Origin of the sequence: Pseudomonas ogarae (genome assembly GCF_014268695.2) — a bacterium.
GTDB classification, from domain to species: Bacteria; Pseudomonadota; Gammaproteobacteria; order Pseudomonadales; family Pseudomonadaceae; genus Aquipseudomonas; species Aquipseudomonas kilonensis.
Genome location: NZ_CP077086.1, coordinates 2,610,546 through 2,632,131 on the forward strand (window position 1 = coordinate 2,610,546; position 21,586 = coordinate 2,632,131).

Annotated in this window: 16 protein-coding genes; 3 read left to right on the plus strand and 13 right to left on the minus strand. The window is 62.5% G+C overall.

What is annotated here, in order from left to right:
• The first annotated feature begins 16 nt into the window (after positions 1-16).
• Positions 17-934, plus strand: a complete 918-nt coding sequence (locus tag HU749_RS11635; protein WP_186650671.1) for a sugar kinase — start codon at positions 17-19, stop codon at positions 932-934.
• Between the two features lie 154 nt (positions 935-1,088).
• Here the strand turns inward: HU749_RS11635 and HU749_RS11640 are convergent, their stop codons facing one another.
• Both HU749_RS11640 and HU749_RS11645 read right to left on the minus strand, forming a co-directional pair.
• Positions 1,089-1,364, minus strand: coding sequence for a peptidylprolyl isomerase (locus HU749_RS11640; protein WP_003182808.1), 276 nt, complete (start codon positions 1,362-1,364; stop codon positions 1,089-1,091).
• Positions 1,365-1,412: 48 nt separating this feature from the next.
• Positions 1,413-3,950 (minus strand): PAS domain-containing hybrid sensor histidine kinase/response regulator family protein, encoded by a 2,538-nt coding sequence (locus tag HU749_RS11645; protein WP_079302495.1) that lies wholly within the window; start codon positions 3,948-3,950, stop codon positions 1,413-1,415.
• Positions 3,951-4,082: 132 nt separating this feature from the next.
• Between HU749_RS11645 and HU749_RS11650 the strand changes: the two genes are divergently transcribed.
• Positions 4,083-5,201: a PilT/PilU family type 4a pilus ATPase gene (locus HU749_RS11650; protein ID WP_079302516.1), complete on the plus strand. Its 1,119-nt coding sequence runs from the start codon at positions 4,083-4,085 to the stop codon at positions 5,199-5,201.
• Positions 5,202-5,313: 112 nt separating this feature from the next.
• On the opposite strand, the gene HU749_RS11655 is transcribed toward HU749_RS11650, so the two are convergent.
• The 10 genes from HU749_RS11655 to HU749_RS11700 form a co-directional block, all read right to left on the minus strand.
• Entirely contained in the window at positions 5,314-7,269 is a 1,956-nt protein-coding gene (locus tag HU749_RS11655) for an acetoacetate--CoA ligase (protein ID WP_079302496.1), read from the minus strand.
• A 227-nt stretch (positions 7,270-7,496) separates the two neighbouring features.
• The gene (locus tag HU749_RS11660) at positions 7,497-8,273 is read right to left on the minus strand and encodes a 3-hydroxybutyrate dehydrogenase (RefSeq protein WP_186650673.1); all 777 of its coding nucleotides are present in this window, start codon (positions 8,271-8,273) and stop codon (positions 7,497-7,499) included.
• A 7-nt stretch (positions 8,274-8,280) separates the two neighbouring features.
• Entirely contained in the window at positions 8,281-9,672 is a 1,392-nt protein-coding gene (locus tag HU749_RS11665; protein WP_014338695.1) for a GntP family permease, read from the minus strand.
• A 302-nt stretch (positions 9,673-9,974) separates the two neighbouring features.
• Positions 9,975-11,390 carry a sigma-54 interaction domain-containing protein gene (locus HU749_RS11670; protein ID WP_046062039.1) on the minus strand — a complete coding sequence of 472 codons (1,416 nt, stop codon included), beginning with the start codon at positions 11,388-11,390 and terminating at the stop codon, positions 9,975-9,977.
• A gap of 144 nt (positions 11,391-11,534) precedes the next feature.
• Positions 11,535-13,115, minus strand: coding sequence for an ABC transporter ATP-binding protein (locus tag HU749_RS11675; protein WP_079302517.1), 1,581 nt, complete (start codon positions 13,113-13,115; stop codon positions 11,535-11,537).
• A gap of 25 nt (positions 13,116-13,140) precedes the next feature.
• Entirely contained in the window at positions 13,141-14,163 is a 1,023-nt protein-coding gene (locus HU749_RS11680; RefSeq protein ID WP_014338698.1) for an ABC transporter permease, read from the minus strand.
• On the minus strand, positions 14,163-15,221 hold the full coding sequence (locus HU749_RS11685; protein ID WP_046062038.1) for a microcin C ABC transporter permease YejB: 1,059 nt from the start codon (positions 15,219-15,221) through the stop codon (positions 14,163-14,165). Before HU749_RS11685 ends, HU749_RS11680 begins: the two co-directional genes overlap by 1 nt.
• The gene (locus HU749_RS11690) at positions 15,221-17,089 is read right to left on the minus strand and encodes an extracellular solute-binding protein (protein WP_186650675.1); all 1,869 of its coding nucleotides are present in this window, start codon (positions 17,087-17,089) and stop codon (positions 15,221-15,223) included. The genes HU749_RS11685 and HU749_RS11690 overlap by 1 nt, the downstream gene beginning before the upstream one ends.
• A 258-nt stretch (positions 17,090-17,347) precedes the next feature.
• On the minus strand, positions 17,348-17,629 hold the full coding sequence (locus HU749_RS11695; RefSeq protein ID WP_003200262.1) for a peptidylprolyl isomerase: 282 nt from the start codon (positions 17,627-17,629) through the stop codon (positions 17,348-17,350).
• Between the two features lie 96 nt (positions 17,630-17,725).
• Positions 17,726-18,595 carry an esterase/lipase family protein gene (locus HU749_RS11700; protein WP_046062134.1) on the minus strand — a complete coding sequence of 290 codons (870 nt, stop codon included), beginning with the start codon at positions 18,593-18,595 and terminating at the stop codon, positions 17,726-17,728.
• A 323-nt stretch (positions 18,596-18,918) separates the two neighbouring features.
• On the opposite strand from HU749_RS11700, the gene HU749_RS11705 reads away from it, so the two are divergent.
• The gene (locus tag HU749_RS11705; RefSeq protein ID WP_225919155.1) at positions 18,919-19,980 is read left to right on the plus strand and encodes a hypothetical protein; all 1,062 of its coding nucleotides are present in this window, start codon (positions 18,919-18,921) and stop codon (positions 19,978-19,980) included.
• Positions 19,981-20,139: 159 nt separating this feature from the next.
• On the opposite strand, the gene HU749_RS11710 is transcribed toward HU749_RS11705, so the two are convergent.
• The gene (locus HU749_RS11710) at positions 20,140-21,210 is read right to left on the minus strand and encodes a 3-deoxy-7-phosphoheptulonate synthase (protein WP_186650677.1); all 1,071 of its coding nucleotides are present in this window, start codon (positions 21,208-21,210) and stop codon (positions 20,140-20,142) included.
• Positions 21,211-21,586 lie beyond the last annotated feature (376 nt).

The following is a 21,586-nucleotide window of genomic DNA, read 5'->3' on the forward strand; positions in this document are numbered from 1 at the left end:
ATTATCAGGATCATCCATGAGCAACCCCAAACCCCGCATCGCCCTGATCGGCGAATGCATGATCGAACTGCAACAACGCGCCGACGGCAGCCTCCTGCAAAGCTTCGGCGGCGACACCCTGAACACGGCGGTGTACCTGGCCCGCGCCTTGGGCGACAGGGGCGCGGTGGATTACGTCACCGCCCTGGGCGACGACAGCTTCAGTGATGCCATGTGCGCAAGCTGGGCCGCGGAGAACATCGGGCTGCAACGGGTCCAGCGCTTGCCTGGACGCCTGCCAGGTTTGTATTGTATCCAGACCGATGCGGCGGGTGAGCGGCGCTTCCTCTACTGGCGCAACGAGGCGGCGGTGCGCGATTGTTTTACCACCCCGACCGCCGGGCCGATCCTGGCCGCGTTGCTGGATTACGATGTGCTGTATTTCAGTGGCGTGACCCTGGCGGTACTCGGCGAGCAGGGGCGCGGCAAACTCATCGAAACCCTGGTCGAAGCCCGTCGACGCGGGGCGCTGGTGGTGTTCGACAATAACTTCCGGCCCAGGCTCTGGGCCTCGATCGAAGCGGCGCGGACGGCGTATCGCAGCGTCTTGCCCTATGTGGAGCTGGCGCTGCTGACCGTAGAGGATGAACAGGCATTGTTCGGTCATGCCGACAGCGAGGCGGTGTTCGCCGCCTATGCGCAGCTCGGCACGCCCGAGGTGGTGCTCAAGCGCGGTGCCGAGGCCTGCCTGATTCGTTGCGATGGCCAGTCCTATGAGGTGCCGGCCCTGCGGGTCGAGCGCGTCGTGGACACCACGGCGGCGGGGGATTCCTTCAGCGCCGCGTACCTGGCGAGTCGTTTGCTGGGCGGCAGCCCGGTGGAAGCGGCCGAGGCAGGGCACCGGTTGGCGAGCCGGGTGATCCAGGTGCCGGGGGCGTTGATGCCCAAGGACTGACTGGGGGTTCGATGTGCCTGTGGGAGCAAAGCTTGCTCGCGATGAACGATAACGCGGAAGTTCTGAAGAACTGCGGCGCCTGGATCGCGAGCAAGCTTTGCTCCCACAGGCAAGCTTTGTTTACACAGACAGGCTTCGCTGACAAAGTGACCGATCAGTCCCGGTAGAACACCTGCACCAGGTGATAGCCGAACTTGCTCTTGATCGGCCCATGCACCACCCGCAGCGGCTTCTTGAAAATCACCGCATCGATCACCCCGACCATCTGCCCCGGCCTTACTTCACCCAAATCGCCGCCGCGTTTGCCCGAAGGGCAGGTGGAGTATTTCTTGGCCAGCACGTCGAAAGCTTCGCCCTTGGCGATGCGTTGCTTGAGCTGTTCGGCTTCTTCGGCGGTTTTCACCAGGATATGGCGGGCTTGGGCTTTCATTGTTGCGGTGACCTGAACGGTGCGACGGGGCGGCGATTATGCCTCAAGTCAGTTGCCATGGTTGATCATCGTCCGAATCTTGTTGGCCAGCAGATCGAGGGAGAAGGGCTTGGCGACCATGTCCATGCCCTGGTCGAGGAACCCCTGGCGTTCGGCGGCTTTCTGCGCGTAACCGGTCATGAACAGCACCTTCAGCCCCGGGCGGTGCTGGCGGGCGATTTCCGCCAGTTGCCGGCCATTCATGCCTGGCAGCCCGACATCGGTCACCAACAGGTCAATGCGCTGGTCCGATTCCAGCACTGGAAGCGCGGTCACGGCGTCCCGGGCTTCCAGGGCGGTGTAGCCCAGGGCCTGCAACAGGTCGAGCACCAGCATACGCACGGCGGGTTCATCCTCTACCAACAACACGGTTTCCCCGGCGATGGCCGGCGGTACGTCGACTGTCTCGGGCGTCTCGGGTGGTTGGGCCGACGAAACGTGCAAGCGCGGCAGGTACAACTGCACCCGCGTGCCTTGGCCCGGCACACTGTCGAGGTTGAGGTGCCCACCCGACTGCTGGGCAAAACCGTAGATCATCGACAAACCCAGGCCGGTGCCCTGGCCGATGGGCTTGGTGGTGAAGAACGGATCGAAGGCCTTGGCCAGTACGGCGGGGGTCATGCCGCTGCCGTTGTCGCTGACGGCGATCATCACGTAGTCCCCGGCCTTGACCGGCTCCAGGCTGTTGATGTCCGTACCGTCGAGATAGACATTGGCGGTTTCGACGATCAGTTCGCCGCCCTCGGGCATGGCATCGCGGGCGTTGATCACCAGGTTGAGCAGGGCGTTTTCCAACTGGCTGGCGTCGGTGTTGACGGGCCACAGTTCGCTGGCCAGTTGCAGCCGCAGTCCGATGTGATCGCCGGTGGTGCGGCTCAGCAGGTCTTCAAGCGAGTGCACCAGGTCATTGGCGTCCAGCGGTTTGCGGTCCAGGGACTGGCGTCGGGAAAAAGCCAGCAGCCGATGGGTCAGGGCCGCGGCGCGGTTGGCCGAGGACACCGCCGCTTCGGTGAAGCGCCCGATCTCTTCCGTGCGACCAGCGGCAATGTAGCGTTGCATCAGGTCGAGGCTGCCGAGGATGCCGGTGAGCATGTTGTTGAAGTCATGGGCAATGCCGCCGGTGAGCTGGCCCACGGCTTCCATTTTCTGCGCATGACGCAGGGCTTCTTCGGCGCGCTCGCGTTCGAACATCTCGCTTTGCAGCCGGTGATTGGCTTCGGCCAGTTGCTGGGTGCGGGCGATGACCCGTTCTTCCAGTGTTTCGTTGAGATTGCGCAGAGCTTCCTCGGTTTTCCGGCTCTCGGTTTCGTCGATCACGAAGATGTAGAAACCGTTCACCGCACCGTCCGCCCCGTGGCGGGGCAGGTAGTTGATCAGCGAATGGCGTGGGCGCCCGTCGCGATGGTCCATCTGCACGGTGAAGCTGCACGGCTTGCCGGCCAGGGCGTCGGCGATCTGTTGGGCGCGGGCGGCATAGGCCTCTTCGCCGAGCACTTCGCTGATGGTCTTGCCGTAGAGCTCCTGCGGGGTCAGGCCGTACCAGTCCAGGTAGGCGCTGTTGTTCAGCCGGAAACGCTCTTCGCGGTCCACGTAGCTGATGAGGATCGGCATGGCGTTGATGATCAGCTGCAGCTCGGTCTGGCTCTGGCGCAGGGCTTGCTCGGTGCGCTTGCGTTCGGTCAGGTCCAGGGCCGCGCCGAGAAAGCGCTTGGGTCGGCCGTGGCGATCCTTGTAGCAACGGCCGCGCACGTACACCCAGCGCAACTCATCGTCGGGCTGCAACAGCCGGTATTCCTCGGCGTATTCGGTACCATGGGTGATGCAGTGCTTGATGCTGCGGGCAACCATCGCCCGGTCCTCGGGGTGCACGCCTTCGAGATAGGCGCTGATGGGCAACTGGCGCGACAGGCTGGGATCGACGCCATGCAAGAGGGCGAAATGGGCGTCGGCAATAAAGCGGTCTTCGCTGATGTCCCAGTCCCAGGTGCCCAGCCCATCGGCGGCGGCCAGCGCCAGTTGCAAGCGCTCCTCGCTTTCGTGCTGGGCCTTGAGGCTGGCCTCGGAGCGGCGTTCGAACTCCATGGCCAGGCGTCGTCGTTCGCTGGTTTCGATGGCGGTGACCAGGATGCCGGCGACGCCGCCGCTTTCGTCACGCACCGGGCTGTAGGTCAGGTCCAGCCAGACATCGCAGAGACGGCCGGCGAAGGGCACGCGCCATTGCTGGTCGCGGCAGGTGTGCGTCTGGCCTTGCAACACGCTGTGATAAACCCCTTCGGTCGCACTCTTGAGTTCAGGCCATGCTGTGTGGGTCGGTCGGCCGAACGCCCGGGGGTGCTTGTCACCGGCCAGTCGGCCGAAGGCGTCGTTGTAGAGATGGGACAGTTGCGGTCCCCACAGCAAGGCCATCGCCATGGGCGAATGGAGCATGATGTCCACGGCGGTGCGCAGGCTCTGGGGCCAGTTTTGGGCAGCACCCAGCGGGGTCTGGGCCCAGTCCACCTGGCTGATCAGGCGTTGCGTATCGCTGCCGGTGGGTGTCGCGTTCATCACGGGATCCCTGGCTGTCGTGTCTGTGCCACGGCGTCGACTATCCTCAGAAGAGGGTACATGCGGGTGGGTCTGAAGGGTTTCATGTTCGGCTCAGCTTGTTTCATTGATGTCTCGCGGAAGTTTCAGTCCATGGAAATCGATCCGTTGTTGCGAATCCTGGCGAGCCAGAATGGTTCCGACCTTTACATGTCCACGGGTGCGCCACCGTGCGCGCGTTTCGAGGGCGTGATCAAGCCCTTGGGAAACGAGGCGTTCAAGGTCGGTGACATTGCCCGGCTCGCCGAGTCTCTGATGGACGCCGAACAGCGCCTTGAGTTCGATCGGGAGTTGGAAATGAACCTGGCGATCTCCCTGGCCGGCGTCGGGCGGTTCCGGGTCAATATCTTCAAGCAGCGCAATGACGTGTCCATGGTGATCCGCAACGTCAAGCTGGACATCCCGCGCTTCGAAGACCTGAAACTGCCTCGGGTGCTGTTGGACACCATCATGCAGAAACAGGGGTTGATGCTGTTCGTCGGTGCCACCGGCTCGGGCAAGTCGACCTCCTTGGCGGCGCTGATCGATTACCGCAATCGCAACAGCAGCGGTCACATCATCACCATCGAGGACCCGGTGGAGTATATCCATCGGCACAAGAAATCCATCATCAATCAACGGGAAGTCGGTGTCGACACCCGCAGTTTTCATGCGGCGCTGAAAAACACCCTGCGCCAGGCGCCGGACGTGGTGCTGATCGGCGAAATCCGCGATCGGGAAACCATGGAGCATGCCTTGGCGTTTGCCGACACTGGGCACTTGGTGATTTCCACCTTGCATGCCCACAACGCCAACCAGGCCCTGGACCGGGTGATCAATTTCTTTCCGGAGGAGCGTCGGCCGCAGTTGCTCAATGACCTGGGCAACAACCTCAAGGCGTTCGTCTCCCAGCGCCTGGTGCGTACCCGCACTGGCCAGCGGCGGGCGGCGGTGGAGGTCATGCTGGGCTCGCCGACGGTGGCGGACCTGATCCGGCGCAACGAGCTCGGCGAGCTCAAGGGCATCATGGAGAAGTCAGAGGAGTCGGGGATGCAAACCTTCGATCACGCGCTGTTCAACCTGGTGGTCGAAGGCGCCATCGATGAGGAAGAAGCGCTGAAAAATGCTGACTCGGCGAACAACCTGCGGTTGCGTTTGAAGTTGCATAGCGAGTCGGGGGCGGCGGCGCCACCGGTCGATCCGGCGGCGGGTGAGTGGGGGCTTATGGATTGAGTACTTCTGTGGGAACAACACTTGTGGAAGCTAAGCCTGTGATGAGCTTTGCTCCCACAGACCTGGCTCCCACAAGTGTTTTTGCTCCCCACAGGTCTGAGGCCTGCTCAGTTCAAGTAGCCAGCTCCGGCCGATCCCGAAACTGCTCCAAAGCCCCAGGGTTGGCCAGGGCATCGGTGTTCTTCACCGCCTCGCCATGCACCACATTGCGCACTGCCAGCTCCACCACCTTGCCGCTGATGGTTCGCGGAATATCATTGACCGCGAGGATCTTCGCCGGCACATGACGCGGTGTGGTGTTGGCCCGGATGACCTGGCGGATCCGTTGCTCCAGGGCTTTATCCAGCGTCACGCCATCGCGCAGGCGCACGAACAGTACCACCCGGACATCGCCTTGCCATTGCTGGCCGATGGCAACACTGTCCAGCACCTGCTCGACTTTTTCCACCTGCCGATAGATTTCCGCCGTGCCGATGCGCACGCCGCCGGGGTTGAGCACGGCGTCGGAGCGTCCGTGGATCAGGAAACCGCCGTGGGGCAGTTCTTCGGCGTAGTCACCTTGGGCCCACACGCCGGCAAACTGGGCGAAGTAGGACGCGCGGAGTTTTTCCTGCCGAGGGTCGTTCCACAAACCAATGGGCATTGCCGGGAAATGCCGGGTGCACACCAACTCACCTTTTTCACCGATGACCGGGTTGCCGGCCTCGTTCCAGACCTGCACGGCCATGCCCAGGCTCTTGCCCTGCATCTCACCCCGGCGCACCGGCGACAGTGGGTTGCCGTTGACGAAGCAGGACACAATGTCGGTGCCGCCGGACATCGAGGCCAGGCAAACATCGGCCTTGATGTCGCGGTACACGTAATCGTAGCTATGGGGCGCCAGTGCCGAACCGGTGGAGAGCAGGGTTTTCAGGCTGTCCAAACGGTGCGTCTGGCGGGGCTTGAGGCCCTCGCTTTCCAGGGCGGCGAGGAACTTGGGGCTGGTGCCGAAGACGCTGATGCGCTGCTGATCGATCAGGTCCAGCAAGCGCTCGGGGCCGGGGTGGAACGGCGAACCATCGTAGAGCACCACCGTGCTGCCCACAGCGAGGGCCGACACCAGCCAGTTCCACATCATCCAACCGCAGGTCGTGTAGTAGAACAGCCGATCCTCGGGCCCGAGGTCGACGTGCAGGCCATGTTCCTTGACGTGTTGCAGCAGCACGCCACCGGTGCCATGGACGATGCACTTCGGCACCCCGGTCGTGCCACTGGAATACAGGATGTACAGCGGGTGGTCGAAGGGCACGCTGACGAACGCCGGTTCGCCACCGCTTTGATAAAAGTCGTTCCACAGCGCGACAGCGGCCGAGGTCTTGAAGTCCTCGACGCGGGCGTCAGGCTGCGCATAAGGCAGCACGATCAGTTGCTGCAGCGACGGTAGCCGTTCGAGGATTTCATTGACCTTGGCCTGCTGGTCGATGACCTTGCCAGCGTAGCGATAACCGGCGCAGGTGATCAGCACCTTGGGTTCGATCTGGCCGAACCGGTCGATGACACCTTGGGTGCCGAAGTCCGGTGACGAGCACGACCAGATAGCGCCCAGGCTGGTGGTGGCGAGCATGCCGACCAGGGTCTGCCAGGTATTGGGCAGGCAAGCGGCGACTCGATCGCCCTGGGTGACGCCAGCGGCTTTCAGGCTTGTTTGCAGGCCAGCGACATGGGCGGCGAGTTCGGCCCAGGTCAGTTGTTCCTGGCCGCCGTTTTCGTCGAGCGCCACCACCGCGACGGCGTCATCGCGGCGGCGCAGCAGATGTTCGGCGAAGTTCAGCGTGGCGCCAGGGAACCACTGGGCGCTGGGCATTTGCGAACCTTCCACCAATACCGCGTCGGGGGCGTGGTGAAAGCGAATCTCGAAGAAATCGACTATAGCCTGCCAGAAGGCTTCGCGCTGGTCGATGCTCCAGGCGTGCAGGGTGGGGTAGTCGTGCAGTTGCAGGTGATGTCGCGCGTTGACGAACTGGCGAAAGGCGTTCATGCGCGACTGGGCGATGCGTTCGGGGCTGGGTTGCCAGAGGATGTCGGACATGGGGTGCCTCTTGTTTTTTCGGGCTTATAAACATTGCAGCACAAGGCGCACTTTGTGGCGAGGGAGCAAGCGGTGAAACGGTGCTTCCTGTAGCCAGCTCGCTTCTGTGGCGAGGGAGCTTGCTCCCGCTGGACTGCGAAGCAGACCCAATAGGCGGCCGCTACGCAGCCGAGCGGGAGCAAGCTCCCTCGCCACAAAGAGCGCTTTCACCACACAAGGTTGCGAATTTACTGAGCCAACCACCCACCATCGATATTCCACGCCGCGCCGCGCACCTGGCTGCCGGCTTCGCTGCACAGGAACAGCACCAGTTCCCCCAGTTGCGGTGGGGTGACGAATTCCAGGGACGGCTGTTTCTCGGCCAGCAGGTCATGCTGTGCCTGTTGCGGATCGACGCCGGCGGCAATGCGATCATCGATCTGTTTTTGCACCAGCGGCGTCAGCACCCAGCCCGGGCAGATGGCGTTGCAGGTCACGTTGCTGGTGGCGGTTTCCAGGCCGACCACCTTGGTCAGGCCGATCACCCCATGCTTGGCCGCGACATACGCCGCCTTGCCCACCGAGCCGACCTGGCCGTGCACCGAGGCGACGTTGATAATCCGCCCCCAGCCCTTGGCACGCATGCCCGGCAGGCTCAGGCGGGTGGCGTGGAACACCGAGGACAGGTTGATGGCAATGATCGAGTCCCAGCGCTCCACCGGGAAATCTTCCACGGCGGCCACGTGCTGGATTCCGGCGTTGTTCACCAGGATGTCCACGCCGCCGAACTCGCGCTCGGCGTAGGCGAGCATGTCGGCGATCTGCGCTGGGTCGCTGACATCGGCTGGATGATGACCGACCTTGCCGCCGAACTGTTGCACCTCGGCGATCACCGCCGAGGCATCGCCAAAGCCGTTGAGGATCAGGTTGGCCCCGGCCTTGGCCAGGCTCAGGGCAATGCCCAGGCCGATGCCGCTGGTAGAACCGGTGACCAGGGCGGTCTTGCCCGAAAGAGGGGTTGTCATGGGAACCTCACACAATGCCAGTGGCGTAGAACACACCGATCACGAAGAACACCGCGAGGGTCTTGATCAGCGTAATGCAGAAAATGTCTTTGTAGGCTTCGCGGTGGGTCAGCCCGGTCACCGCCAGCAGGGTAATCACCGCGCCGTTGTGGGGCAGGGTGTCCATGCCGCCGCTGGCCATGGCGGCCACCCGGTGCAACACCTCCAGAGGAATGTTGGCAGCGTGGGCGGCGCTGATAAAGGTTTCCGACATCGCCGCCAGGGCGATGCTCATGCCACCCGAGGCGGAACCGGTGATGCCCGCCAGCAGCGTGACGGTCACGGCTTCGTTGACCAGTGGGTTGGGAATGCTCTTGAGCCAATCGGCCAGTACCAGGAAGCCCGGCAAGGAGGCGATGACCGCGCCGAAACCGTATTCCGACGCAGTGTTCATTGCCGCCAGCAACGCACCGCCCACGGCGCTCTTGCTGCCTTCGGCCAGTTTGCTGCGAATGGCCCGGAAACCGAATATCAGGACCATGATGATGCCCACCAGCAATGCCGCCTGCACCGCCCAGATCGCGGTGAGCTTGGCGATGTCGCTGGTCACTGGCGTGGCCATGCCCGGCAGCGCCAGGCTGTGGGTCTTGCCATACCACTGGGGAATCCACTGGGTGAACAACAGGTTCATGAGCCCAACCGCCAGCAGCGGCGAAACGGCGATCCAGGGGTTTGGCAGCTTGATGTCTTCGGCGGTTTCCGGCTCGTTGCGCAACTCGGTGCCGTAGCCTTCGCCCACGCGCTGGGCCTTGTTGCGCTGGCGTTGCAGGAACAGCATGCCGAGGCTGAACACGAAGATCGTACCGATCACGCCCAGCCACGGTGCGGCCCAGGCGGTGGTGTTGAAGAACGTGCTGGGGATGATGTTCTGGATCTGCGGCGTGCCGGGCAGGGCGTCCATGGTGAACGAGAACGCGCCGAGGGCGATGGTGGCCGGAATCAGGCGCTTGGGGATATTGCTCTGGCGGAACATCTCGGCGGCGAACGGGTACACCGCGAACACCACGACGAACAGCGACACACCGCCATAGGTCAGCAAGGCACAGACCAGCACGATCACCAGCATGGCCTGGCGCGTCCCCAGCAAGCGAATCGCCGCGGCGACGATGGAGCGGGAGAACCCCGACAGCTCGATCAGCTTGCCGAACACCGCGCCGAGCAGGAACACCGGGAAATACAGTTTGATGAAGCCGACCATTTTTTCCATGAACACCCCGGTAAAGGCCGGGGCGACGGCGGACGGGTCGGTGAGCAGGACGGCGCCGAGGGCGGCGATGGGGGCAAAGAGGATAACGCTGTAGCCACGGTAGGCGGCGACCATCAACAGCGTGAGGGCTGCCAAGGCAATGATCACACTCATGGTGTGTCTCCTGGATTGTTATTGTTGTGGTGAAGCTGTGGAGGGGGCTTTAGCGAGTTTTGTGCCATGTGTGTAACTAGTTGAAATATAAAGAAATTATTTGGAGCTGTAGGGCGGGAATGAGAGGTTTGTCTCTGTTTTGAGATTTGTGTGGGGCGTGCAGGCCTCATCGCGAGCAAGCTCGCTCCCACAGTTGACCGCGTACTTCAGAGGAACCCCAATCTCCTGTGGGAGCGAGCTTGCTCGCGATGAGCGCAAAGCGCTCCAGAAGTGCAAGTCTATATTTTGAGAATAAAGTCTCTCTATTGAGACTCGGCAATCCCCAACGCCACCATTTTCTTGTACAGCGTCGACCGTCCCAACCCCAACCGCTCGGCCGCTTCAACCACTTTGCCCCCGCATTGCACGAGGGTGGTTTCGATCAACTGCCGGTCGAAGCGTGCCCGGGCTTCGCTGAAAGTTTCTTGCGGCAGCGGTTCCAGGCTCGGGCTTGCCGTGTGGGTTACCGGTATGAACGTGCCGATGGCGGCGCGGATGTCCGCCGCTGTGAGCACCAGGTCATCACTGAGCAGCGCGGCCCGTTCCAGCACATTGCGCAGTTCGCGGATGTTGCCCGGCCAGGCGTGTTGCCGTAGCAGGTCGAGGGCGGCGTGGTTCAGTTCGTGCTGGCTGCGCAGTTCTTCAAGGATCGCTTCACTCAGGGCCGGCAAATCATCCAGGCGTTCGCGCAACGGCGGGACCTGGATCGGCAGCACGTTGAGGCGGTAATACAGGTCGGCGCGGAACTCTCCGCGCTTGATCGCTGCTTCCAGATCCATGGAGGTGGCGGCGATTATTCGCACGTCGCTTTGCAGCACCTCATTGGAGCCCACCGGTTCGTATTCCTTTTCCTGGAGCACGCGCAGCAGTTTGCTTTGCAGCGGCAGCGGCATGTCGCCAATCTCGTCGAGGAACAGCGTGCCGCCCTGGGCAATCTGCAGTTTGCCGGCGCGGCCCTTGCGGTCGGCCCCGGTAAACGCCCCGGGGGCGGTGCCGAAGAATTCGGCTTCCAGCAGCGACTCGGGAATTGCCGCGCTGTTGATGCTGACGAACGCCTTGTGCGCCCGCGGCGAAGCACTGTGGATGGCCTGGGCCAGCAGTTCCTTGCCGGTGCCGGTTTCGCCGAGCAGCAGCACCGGCGAATCGGCGCTGGCGCTGCGCCGGGCACGGCGCTTGACCTCAAGGCCGGCGTTGCTGGTGCCAATGAAATGGGCAAAGTTGTACTTGGTCTGGCGCGCCCGCAGCAGCGAGCGGGTGGAGGCCAGTTCTTCCTGCATGCTCAGGTAGCGCTTGAGCATCGGGGACAGGCTGCGCAATTCATCGAACAAGGCAAAGCCGATGGCACCGATTACCGCACCTGCGCTGTCGTGGATCGGCAGGCGCATCACCACCAGGGGCTCCTTGGGCGTGTCCTGCATGTCCAGCAGGATCGGGCGCCCGGTGCGCACCACTTCACGCAACAGGCTGCCGGGAATCACGCTTTCGCACGCCCGGCCAATCGCCTCCTGCGCCGAGTTCAGGCCGAAGCGGCGGGCGTAGCGTTCGTTCATCCAGACGATATTCGCATCACGGTCGACAATCACCGTGCCTTCGCTGGACTGCTCGATGATCTCGAACAACGAACGGATCGCCAGCGTGCGGACGCGCTTGTAATCCTTGAGGCTTTCGGTGGGGTTCATGGTCGGGTCCGGATTGTGTGTTGCCTGTCAGGTCCTCATCGCGAGCAAGCTCGCTCCCACAGTTGATCTTCAGTGCGACGCAGACCACTGTGGGAGCGAGCTTGCTCGCGATGAGGGCGACACGAAGCTACGTCATGCGCCGCATTATGCCCACCCCGGATGCGCTGCCGCCAACAACTCCTTGGTATAGGGATGCTGGGGCGAGTCGAACACGTCATGGCTGGCGCCTTGCTCGACCACTTTGCCGTCCTTGATCACGATCATGTCGTGGGCCAAGGCACGGACCACCGCCAGGTCGTGGCTGATGAACAGATAGGTCAAGTCGTACTTCTCCTGGAGCTGGCGGAGCAGGGCGACGACTTGTTTCTGTACGGTGCGATCCAGTGCCGAGGTGGGTTCGTCCAGCAAAATCAACGCTGGCTTGAGCACCAACGCCCGGGCGATGGCGATGCGCTGGCGCTGGCCGCCGGAGAATTCGTGGGGGTAGCGATGACGGGTCGAAGGGTCGAGGCCGACCTCCTTGAGGGCCTGGATCACCCGGGCTTCACATTGTTCGGCGCTGGAAGGCTGGTGGACCTCGAGACCTTCGCTGATGATCTGCTGTACCGACATGCGCGGGCTGAGGCTGCCGAACGGGTCCTGGAACACCACCTGCATCTGCTTGCGCCATGGCCGCAGTGCCTTGTGCGACAGCTGATCGAGGGCCTGGCCCTGGAAGCGGATGCTGCCTTCGGAGTCGATCAGGCGCAGGATCGCCTGGCCGAGCGTGGACTTGCCGGAACCGGATTCGCCGACGATGCCCAGGGTCTTGCCGCGCTGGATGCTCAGGCTGATGCCGTCCACGGCGCGCAAGTATTCCTTGCGCCGGAACAGCCCGCCGCCCAAGGGAAAACTCACGCGCAGGTCCTGCACTTGCAACACATTTTCGCGCTCGTCCCGGGGCAGGGCTTCGCCTTCCGGTTCGGCGTGCAACAGCTCGCAGCTGTAGGGATGTTTCGGTGTGCTGAACAGGGTTTCGCAAGGTGCCTGTTCGACGATTTCCCCTGCCTTCATCACGCACACCCGTTGGGCGATGCTGCGCACCAGGTTGAGGTCGTGGCTGATCAGCAGCAAGGACATGCCGAGCCGTTGCTGCAAGGACTTGAGCAGCAGCAGGATCTTGCGCTGCACGGTCACGTCCAGCGCGGTGGTCGGTTCGTCGGCAATCAACAGCTCCGGCTCACAGGCCAGGGCCATGGCGATCATCACCCGTTGGCGCTGGCCGCCGGACAGTTGATGGGGATAGGCCTTGAGGCGTTCGGCGGGTTTCTGGATGCCCACCAGGGCCAGCAGTTCCAGGATGCGCTGGCGCGCCGCTTTGCCGCCCAGGCCCCGGTGCAGCATCAGGGTTTCACCGATCTGCTTCTCGACGCTGTGCAGCGGGTTCAGCGAGGTCATCGGCTCCTGGAAGATCATCGCGATCCGGTTACCGCGCAACTCCCGCAGGGCCGTGGGATCGGCACCCAGCAGTTCCTGGCCGCGATAGCGAATGCTGCCGGTGGTGCGGGCTTCGGTCTCGGGCAGCAATTGCAGGATCGAGTGGGCCGTCACCGACTTGCCGGAGCCGGACTCGCCCACCAGGGCCAGGCATTCGCCGGGGCGGATGTCCAGGCACAGGTTGCGCACCACCGTCTGGTCGTTGAAGGCCACGCTCAGGTCGCGGATTTCGATCAGGTTGTCGCTCATCTCAAGGTTCTGCTTCATGGCCGTTTCATGATCGTGGGTCGAACGCGTCTCGCAACGCCTCGCCGATAAACACCAGTAGAGAAAGAATCAGCGCCAGGGTGAAAAACGCCGTCAATCCCAGCCACGGCGCTTGCAGGTTTTGCTTACCCTGGGCGATCAGTTCCCCCAGCGACGCGCTGCCGGCCGGCATGCCGAAACCGAGGAAGTCCAGGGCTGTGAGGGTGGAGATCGCCCCGGTGAGGATGAAGGGCAGGTAGCTCAGGGTGGCGTTCATCGCGTTGGGCAGGATATGCCGCACGATCACCTTGCGGTCCGACAAGCCCAGGGCCCGGGCGGCTTTCACGTATTCCAGGTTGCGTCCGCGCAGGAACTCGGCGCGAACCACGTCCACCAGGGCCAGCCAGGAAAACAGCGCCATGATCCCCAGCAGCCACCAGAAGTTCGGCTCCACGAAGCCGGACAGGATGATCAGCAAGTAGAGCACCGGCAGCCCGGACCAGACTTCCAGCAAGCGTTGCCCGAGCAAATCCACCCAGCCACCGTAGTACCCCTGCAATGCCCCGGCGGCGATGCCGATCAGCGCGCTGATGGCGGTCAGGGCCAGGGCGAACAGGATCGACACCCGCGCGCCGAAGATCACCCGGGCCAGCACGTCCCGGGACTGGTCATCGGTGCCCAGCCAGTTCACGGTCGAGGGTGGGCTCGGGGCCGGCTGGTTGAGGTCGTAATTGGGTGTGTCGTCGCTGAACGGGATCGGTGGAAACCACAGCCAGCCGCCGTCCTTATGGATCAGGTTCTGCACGTAGCTGCTGCGGTAGTCGGCCTGGAACGGCAGTTGCCCACCAAATTCCTGTTCGGTATGGCGCTTGAACACCGGGAAATACAGCGAACCCTGGTAGCTGACCACCAGCGGCTTGTCATTGGCGATCAGCTCGCCGCCCAGGCTCAGGATGAACAGGCCGATGAACAGCCACAGCGACCACCAGCCCCGACGGTTTTTCCTGAAACGTTCGAAGCGCCGGCGGCCCAAGGGGGAAAACTTGAACATCAGGCGTTCCTCGCGGCGAAGTCGATGCGCGGGTCCACCAGGGTGTAGCAGAGGTCGCCGACGAGTTTGATCAGCAGACCGAACAACGTGAAGATGAACAGCGAGCCGAACACCACCGGATAATCCCGGGACACCGCGGCCTCGTAGCTCATGCGTCCGAGGCCGTCGAGGGAAAAAATTACCTCGATCAGCAAGGAACCGGCGAAGAACACGCTGATGAACGCCTGGGGAATACCCGATACCACCAGCAGCATCGCGTTGCGGAACACGTGGCCGTACAGCACCCGGCGTTCGCTCATGCCCTTGGCCCGCGCGGTGACCACGTACTGGCGGGTGATCTCATTGAGAAACGAGTTCTTGGTCAGGATCGTCAGGGTGGCGAAGCCGCCGATCACCAGCGACGTGACCGGCAGCACCAGATGCCAGAAGTAGTCGGCGATCTTGCCCAGCGTCGACAGTGACTCGAAGTTATCCGATACCAGCCCGCGCACCGGAAACCAGTTCAGCGAGGTGCCGCCGGCGAACACCACGATCAGGAACATCGCGAAGAGGAACGCCGGCATCGCATAACCAATGATGATCGCCGTGCTGCTCCACACATCGAATGCCGAGCCGTGACGCACCGCCTTGCGGATGCCCAGGGGGATCGACACCAGGTACGTGATCAGCGTCGCCCAGAGCCCGAGGGAAATGGTCACCGGCATCTTTTCCAGGATCAGATCAGTGACCGTCGCGCCGCGGAAGAAACTTTTGCCGAAGTCGAGGCGGGCGTAACTGCTGAGCATCAGCCACAGGCGTTCGTGGGCCGGTTTATCGAAGCCGTATTGTTTCTCGATGTCCTTGATCAGTTGCGGATCCAGGCCGCGACTGGCGCGGGAGCTGCCGGTCATGGCATTGCCCGAACCGCCGACACTGGCGCCGCCAATGCCTTGCAGTTGGGCGATGGCCTGTTCCACCGGCCCGCCGGGCGCGGCCTGCACGATGACGAAGTTCACCAACAGAATAATCACCAGGGTCGGAATGATCAGCAGCAGGCGCCGTGCGATATAAGCCCACATCAATGCCGCCCTCCGGGTGTGCCACGCCTGATGAGTTCGGCGCGCATCTGCTCGTTGGTCAACGGAGTGGTGCTCACTTCCCACCAGCTTTCGATGGCTTCGTCATTACTGGCCTGTACTTTCGGGATGCCGAAGCGGTTCCACCACACGGTCGAGCTGCCTGGCGGGTAATAGTTGGGGATCCAGTAGTAATTCCATTGCAGCACCCGGTCCAGGGCGTGGGCATGGCGCAGCATGTCGGCTTGGGTGGTGGCCTTGACCAGCCCGTCGATCAGCGTGTCCACCGCCGGGTTCTTCAAGGCCATGTAGTTGTTGGCCCCCGGATCGTTGGCGGCCGCCGAGCCAAAGTAATTGTAGAGTTCCATGCCCGGTGATGTGCTGACGGGGTAGCCGGTGATGATCATGTCGTAGTCGCGGCTCATCAGGCGATTGACGTACTGGGACGCGTCGATGCGGCGGATGTTCATGTCGATGCCGATTTGCGCCAAGGTTCGTTTATAGGGCAGCAGCAGGCGGTCGATACCGTTCTGGCTGTTCAGGAACGTGAAGCTCAGCGGCTCGCCCTCGGCATTCACCAAGCGGTCGCCGTCGGGTTTCCAGCCGGCCTGTTCCAGCAGCGCCAGGGCTTGCAGTTGCTTGTCGCGGATCACGCCGCTGCCGTCGGTTTTCGGAGCCTGGAAGACTTGGGTGAAGACTTCGTCGGGAATCTGCCCGCGCAAGGGCTCGAGAATCGCCCGTTCACCGGCATCGGGCAGTTCCCGGGCGGCAAGGTCAGTGTTGGAAAAGTAACTCTGCTGACGCACATAGACGTTGCGCATCATCTGGCGGTTGCTCCATTCGAAGTCCCAGAGCAGGGCCAGGGCCTGGCGCACCCGCCGGTCCTGGAATTGCGGTTTTTGCAGGTTGAAGACGAAACCCTGGGCGCTCTGGGGGGCTTGGGTGGCCAGGTGGGCCTTTTGCAGGCGACCATCCTGCAGGGCCGGGCCGTCATAGCCGATGGAATAGCCGGTGGCGGAGAATTCGCGGTTGTAGTCATAGGCGCCGCCGCGCAGCACCTGGCGGGCGACGTCGGTGTCGCCAAAATACTCGATGCTGAAATGATCGAAATTGTAGAGCCCACGACTGACCGGCAAGTCCTTGCCCCACCAATCGGCATTGCGCTTGAAGGTAATGCTGCGCCCGGAATCGACCTTGCTCACCCGGTAGGGGCCACTGCCCAGTGGCGCCTCGTAGCCGCCGCCGTTGGCGAAGTCGCGGGTCTTCCACCAATGTTCGGGAAAGACCGGCAAGGTGGCGATGTCCAGGGGCAGGGTGCGGCTTTCGTTGTTCTTGAAATTGAAGCGCACGGTGCGCTCGTCCTCGACCACGACGTCCTTGACCGCCGCGAACTGGGTGCGATAACGCAGGCTGCCCTGGGTCATCAACAGCTCGAAACTGTAGCGCACATCCTGGGCGGTAATGGGCTTGCCATCGGCGAAGCGCGCCTTGGGGTTCAGGTAGAAACGCAGGGACAGGCCATCGTCGGCGCGCTCCATCTTCTGCGCCACCAGGCCGTAGACGGTATAGGGCTCATCCAGCGAGCGCTGGGCCAGTGGCGAATACAGCAGGCCATCGATCTGGCTGACGCCGATGCCTTTGTCGATATACGGCAGCACATGGTCGAAGTGGCCGATCTCGATGGCCGAGCGGCGCATGGTCCCGCCTTTGGGGGCCTGTGGATTGGTGTAGGCGAAGTGGCCGAAGCCTTCGGCGTATTTGGCCGGTTCGCCATAGACAGTCAGGGCATGCTGCGGTGCTGCATCGACGCCGACGGCGCCTGTCAGCAGGACCACGGCAGTCAATAGCAGGGAAGGGAACGCCAGTCGCATTGTCAGCCTTAAAGCCGGGTGATCGATGACACGATTTGTACGCGAGCGGCGCCTGGATCGCCAGTCCTTGTGGAGAAGGGATTTATCTGTGGGAGCAAGACCTGTGGGAGCAAGGCTTGCCCGCGATGGCCGCGCCACGGTCCAACAGCTAAGCCGCGTTATCGTTCATCGCGGGCAAGCCTTGCTCCCACAGCGGGGATAAATCCCCTCGCCACAATGAATCACATCACCCTTGAGTGAAGGGTATCTGTACCGGAATCAGTCCTGACGGCTGGTGACTTCCAGCAGGTGGTAGCCGAACTGGGTCTTGACCGGGCCCTGGACCACATTGATCGGTGCGCTGAACACCACGGTGTCGAATTCCTTGACCATCTGGCCCGGGCCGAACGAGCCCAGGTCGCCGCCCTGACGGCTGGACGGGCAGGAGGAGTTGGCTTTGGCAACTTCGGCGAAATCGGCGCCGGCTTCGATCTGGGCCTTGAGTTCGTTGCACTTGTCTTCGGTGGAAACCAGGATGTGGCGGGCAGTGGCTTTGGCCATGGGGGAAATTCCTTTCGCTGTATTTAAAGGTGTTGAGCCTACCGGATTCATTAACGGGTTGTTGTCAAAATTGCGTCAAAACCTTGGGCCCGGCGATCAAAGGCCGGCTTTGCGCAGGCGTTCGGCGTGGCGCAGGTAAAGCTCTGTGGGGTCTGTACCCTTGCGTAACGTGGTGCCTCCTGGGTTGATGGACTCTATGTGGTCCATTGGATAGTCGGAACGAATGACCTTGCCCAGGTGCGAACTGAAGCGTCCGACCAGGCCGTCGTTCTGTTCGGCTTCAGTGATGAAGTATCCGGAAAAGGCGCGGCAGAAAGCCTGCAAAGGCTCCGATGCTTCCCCCGTTGCCTCTGGCAACGTACCGCTCCATGAGTAGTAGCGCACGCCATTGACCCGGTCCGGGCCGTTCCCACCCCAGTGCTTCGGCAGGCCTTGGGGGTATTTGTCGTTGAAGGCACCCACGCCCTCAGTAGTCAACGTCGCCAGCGCGGCGACGGCGGTGGGCGATAGCTGCGCCTGCCCGTCAAGCAGCGAGATGAAATCGGCGAACAGTGTGGCGACGCCTTTTGCCACATGCCCTGGCAACCGTCCGGGGGTAAGGGCCTTGCGCAGGAAATCGGCCAGTTCGGATCCATGGTTGGGACCGCTGACCGACGTGACCGAGGCCACTTTTTCGGGGGCCAGCGCGGCGGCATACCGGGCGGCCAGCGCACCCTGGCTGTGGCCGATCAAGTTGACCCGGGCGGCACCGGTGCCGGCCAGGACCCGATCGATCTGCACCAGCAGTTGTTCGCCCCTGGCCTCGTTGCAATGGGTGGCCGACAGGTACGGGATGAACACCCGGGCACCGCCTGCGCGCAGGGCTTGTTTGATGCCATGGAAAAGTTCGAAGCCGCCGATCCTGTCAAACCCGAACAACCCATGGACCAACAGGATGGGAAATTGAGTGGTTGCATTCCGTTGCATGTTCGTACCTTTTTCGAAGAGGTTCACGATGAGTTTGCGACCTCACTCTAATCCAGGCCTGTAATGGGCGGTGTAGGAAGAAACCGCTCTGAACTGGGGAAACCGGAATAGAAAAAGTGGGAAGAATGGGAAATAGTCCGGCGCTGGCTAAAGGTATAGGAAGTCTCCTATAACCCGAGTCGTTTGCAGCTACAGCTTTGAACGCCAGGGACCACGGTCGTTGTCGTCTTGTCCGGCTGTGGGTTTGGCGCGAGCGGGTTTTAATGGCTCCATCGAGCACCGTTATGCAAACGGTGCCTTCATCCAAGGACTGGAGCCTGTACATGATCACTTACCCCTCCCTTCAACGATCCCGTTCAACCTCAGGAGCAAGGCTGCCGCCGCCGGTCCTGGCAGCGGCCAGGGACGGGGTGATCGACCCCGCGTGGCGCAAGGCCGTCGTTACCGTCAAGCCTTATCCAATGATGGCGTGCGGGGATGAGGTGCTGCTGCGTTGGCATGGACTCAACAACGAGGGAGAGCCCTACCGACATGAAGTGGCCGGGTTCGTCACGGAGCGGCAAGTAGGGCGAGACGTCGTGTTCGTCGTGCGCGAACCGCATATCGCCGAGTTGGACGGTGGCTCGCTGGAGCTCTCCTACCAGGTGACGGGCAAACAGTTGCCGGCCACCCTGGTTTCGCAACACCTGCAACTGGACATCGGCGATGTATCACCGCAACTGCTGCCTGCCATTGCCAACGATGCGGTCGGTGGCAGCCTTGATCCGAGTCGGGTACCTGACGGAACGTGGGTGACGATTCGGCCCTACGCCAGGATGGCGGTCGGCGATCGATTGATCCTGACGGCCAGCAAGGACTCCAACGCGCTTTGGCGCGATGTGCTGGAGATAGAAGCCCATGCGGTTGGTCGTGAGGTGTCGCTCTGGGTCGATCATTCGCTGATCGCTCCCCATGTAGGGCACAACCTGGCCTTGGCCTATGTCGTCAGGCGCGGACATTCGGTGCGCCGCGCCGAGCCCTTGTCGTTGCACATCGGTCCTCTGCTGCGTCCTGCGTTGAAGGCACCCAGGATCCGGGAGATGAACGACGGGTGGCTGGATGTCGACGATTTGCAAGAGGGGGTGACAATTGTCATCGATGATCCCGGGCTTGAGGCGGGCGAACTGGTCTGGTTGCAATGCAATGGGAACTCGTCTTATGTCCGTGAGCGCGAAATCACCGAGGCCACGGCAGGCCAACCGCTCGCTTTTTTGATTCCTGCGGCGTATTGGCAGGATCAAGGCGAGAGATCGGTGAGCGTGTTCTATCAGGTTGAGCGCCTGGATGACGTCAGCCAGCGGTCCGAGTGGGTGACGGTCCAGGTTCGTTCCAAGGCGCCGGGCTGAGCGAAGCCCGGCACAACCTCTGTGGGAGCAAGCTTGCTCGCGATGACAGTGTTTCAGGCAACATTAATGCTGGCTGAACTGACGCTATCGCGAGCAAGCTCGCTCCCACAAAGGGGCCCACGCCGACCCCAGGTTCCAGGGGAAGGTGGGTTCGGGACCTCAGGCTGGCAATTGCAGCTTGCGATGGGCTTCACGCAACAGCTGCTCGGTGGACTCCCAGCCCAGGCAACCGTCGGTGACCGATACGCCGTAGCGCATCGACGGGCCCAGCGGCTGGCAGCCTTCGAACAGATGGCTTTCGAGCATCATGCCGATCAGGGCGCGGTTCCCTTGCAGCCGTTGTTCCAGCACGTCGTTGAACACCTGCGGTTGGCGCAGCGGGTCTTTGCCGCTGTTGGCGTGGCTGCAGTCCACCATGATCCGGGCCGGTATCTTGAGGCGGGTCAGGTCGTGGTGTATCTGCGTGACGCTCTGCTGGTCGTAGTTCGGCCCGCGATGGCCGCCGCGCAGCACCAGGTGGGTGTCGGGGTTGCCCGACGTCTGGATGATCGCCGGATGCCCCTGGCTGTCCACGCCGAAATGCCGATGGGGATGGGCGGCAGAGCGCATGGCATCGCAGGCAATGCCAACCCCGCCGTCGGTGCCGTTCTTGAACCCCACGGGCATGCCCAGGCCGCTGGCCATTTCCCGATGGATCTGCGATTCGGTGGTGCGTGCACCGATGGCGACCCAACTGAGCAGGTCATCGAAGTAGCTGGCGGCCATGGGTTGCAACAGTTCGGTGGCGACGGGCAAGCCCAGTTGCAATATTTCGCGCATCAGTTCCCGGGACAAGGTCAGGCCGGCGGCTATGTCGTCGCTGCCATCCAGGCCAGGATCGTAGGCCAGGCCTTTCCAGCCTACGGTTGTGCGGGGCTTTTCCACGTAGGCGCGCATGACCAGCAGCATGCTGTCGCGCACTTCATGGGCCACGCGAGCCAGGTTGGCGGCGTATTCGAGGGCGGATTTCGGGTCGTGGATCGAGCAGGGACCGACGATGACCAGCAGGCGGGAGTCCTCACCGTCGAGGATCGCGCGGATGGCCTGGCGATGGGCGCTCACTTGGTGGCTCAAGGCGGTGCTGAGCGGCAATTGGTGCTTGAGTTGCAACGAGCTCGGCAGACGCAGGGTCAGGGCTTCGTTGGCAGGGTTGAGCGTGGACAGCGGCAAAGCGGAGACGGACGAATTCATGATTTGGCTTCCTGGACGGGTAGCGGGTTCATTCCCGCGCGCCGGTCCTAGTGGGGTGTTCGACAATTGGCCGGATTGGCCCGCAATTGAGGCTTGCCACCGGTTGGTGACCGATCGGAGGCGGCAGGCTGTCCCGAGCGGTGGCTGGTAAATCGCCAGGCGGAAAAACTGTCGTGACGGTAATAAGTGGCGTAGTTCATGGCTCAATCCTCAAGTTGTCTGGTGCTGCAAATGTGTGGGGCCTGAAAAAACAAAACCCCCGGTCGGGAGGCCGACCGGGGGTTTGGAAAACTCTGGAAGGCGACCCGTTTAAAGTGGGCGCCGGTTGGGTATCAGGCGCGCCAGTGGCTAAACCAATACCCAAAATAAAAGCTGA

Coding starts and splice junctions, on each gene's coding strand:
- HU749_RS11635 (WP_186650671.1), top strand. CDS start 17: ATGAGCAACCCCAAACCCCGCATCGCCCTGATCGGCGAATGCATGATC.
- HU749_RS11640 (WP_003182808.1), bottom strand. CDS start 1,364: ATGAAAGCCCAAGCCCGCCATATCCTGGTGAAAACCGCCGAAGAAGCC.
- HU749_RS11645 (WP_079302495.1), bottom strand. CDS start 3,950: ATGAACGCGACACCCACCGGCAGCGATACGCAACGCCTGATCAGCCAG.
- HU749_RS11650 (WP_079302516.1), top strand. CDS start 4,083: ATGGAAATCGATCCGTTGTTGCGAATCCTGGCGAGCCAGAATGGTTCC.
- HU749_RS11655 (WP_079302496.1), bottom strand. CDS start 7,269: ATGTCCGACATCCTCTGGCAACCCAGCCCCGAACGCATCGCCCAGTCG.
- HU749_RS11660 (WP_186650673.1), bottom strand. CDS start 8,273: ATGACAACCCCTCTTTCGGGCAAGACCGCCCTGGTCACCGGTTCTACC.
- HU749_RS11665 (WP_014338695.1), bottom strand. CDS start 9,672: ATGAGTGTGATCATTGCCTTGGCAGCCCTCACGCTGTTGATGGTCGCC.
- HU749_RS11670 (WP_046062039.1), bottom strand. CDS start 11,390: ATGAACCCCACCGAAAGCCTCAAGGATTACAAGCGCGTCCGCACGCTG.
- HU749_RS11675 (WP_079302517.1), bottom strand. CDS start 13,115: ATGAGCGACAACCTGATCGAAATCCGCGACCTGAGCGTGGCCTTCAAC.
- HU749_RS11680 (WP_014338698.1), bottom strand. CDS start 14,163: ATGTTCAAGTTTTCCCCCTTGGGCCGCCGGCGCTTCGAACGTTTCAGG.
- HU749_RS11685 (WP_046062038.1), bottom strand. CDS start 15,221: ATGTGGGCTTATATCGCACGGCGCCTGCTGCTGATCATTCCGACCCTG.
- HU749_RS11690 (WP_186650675.1), bottom strand. CDS start 17,089: ATGCGACTGGCGTTCCCTTCCCTGCTATTGACTGCCGTGGTCCTGCTG.
- HU749_RS11695 (WP_003200262.1), bottom strand. CDS start 17,629: ATGGCCAAAGCCACTGCCCGCCACATCCTGGTTTCCACCGAAGACAAG.
- HU749_RS11700 (WP_046062134.1), bottom strand. CDS start 18,595: ATGCAACGGAATGCAACCACTCAATTTCCCATCCTGTTGGTCCATGGG.
- HU749_RS11705 (WP_225919155.1), top strand. CDS start 18,919: ATGATCACTTACCCCTCCCTTCAACGATCCCGTTCAACCTCAGGAGCA.
- HU749_RS11710 (WP_186650677.1), bottom strand. CDS start 21,210: ATGAATTCGTCCGTCTCCGCTTTGCCGCTGTCCACGCTCAACCCTGCC.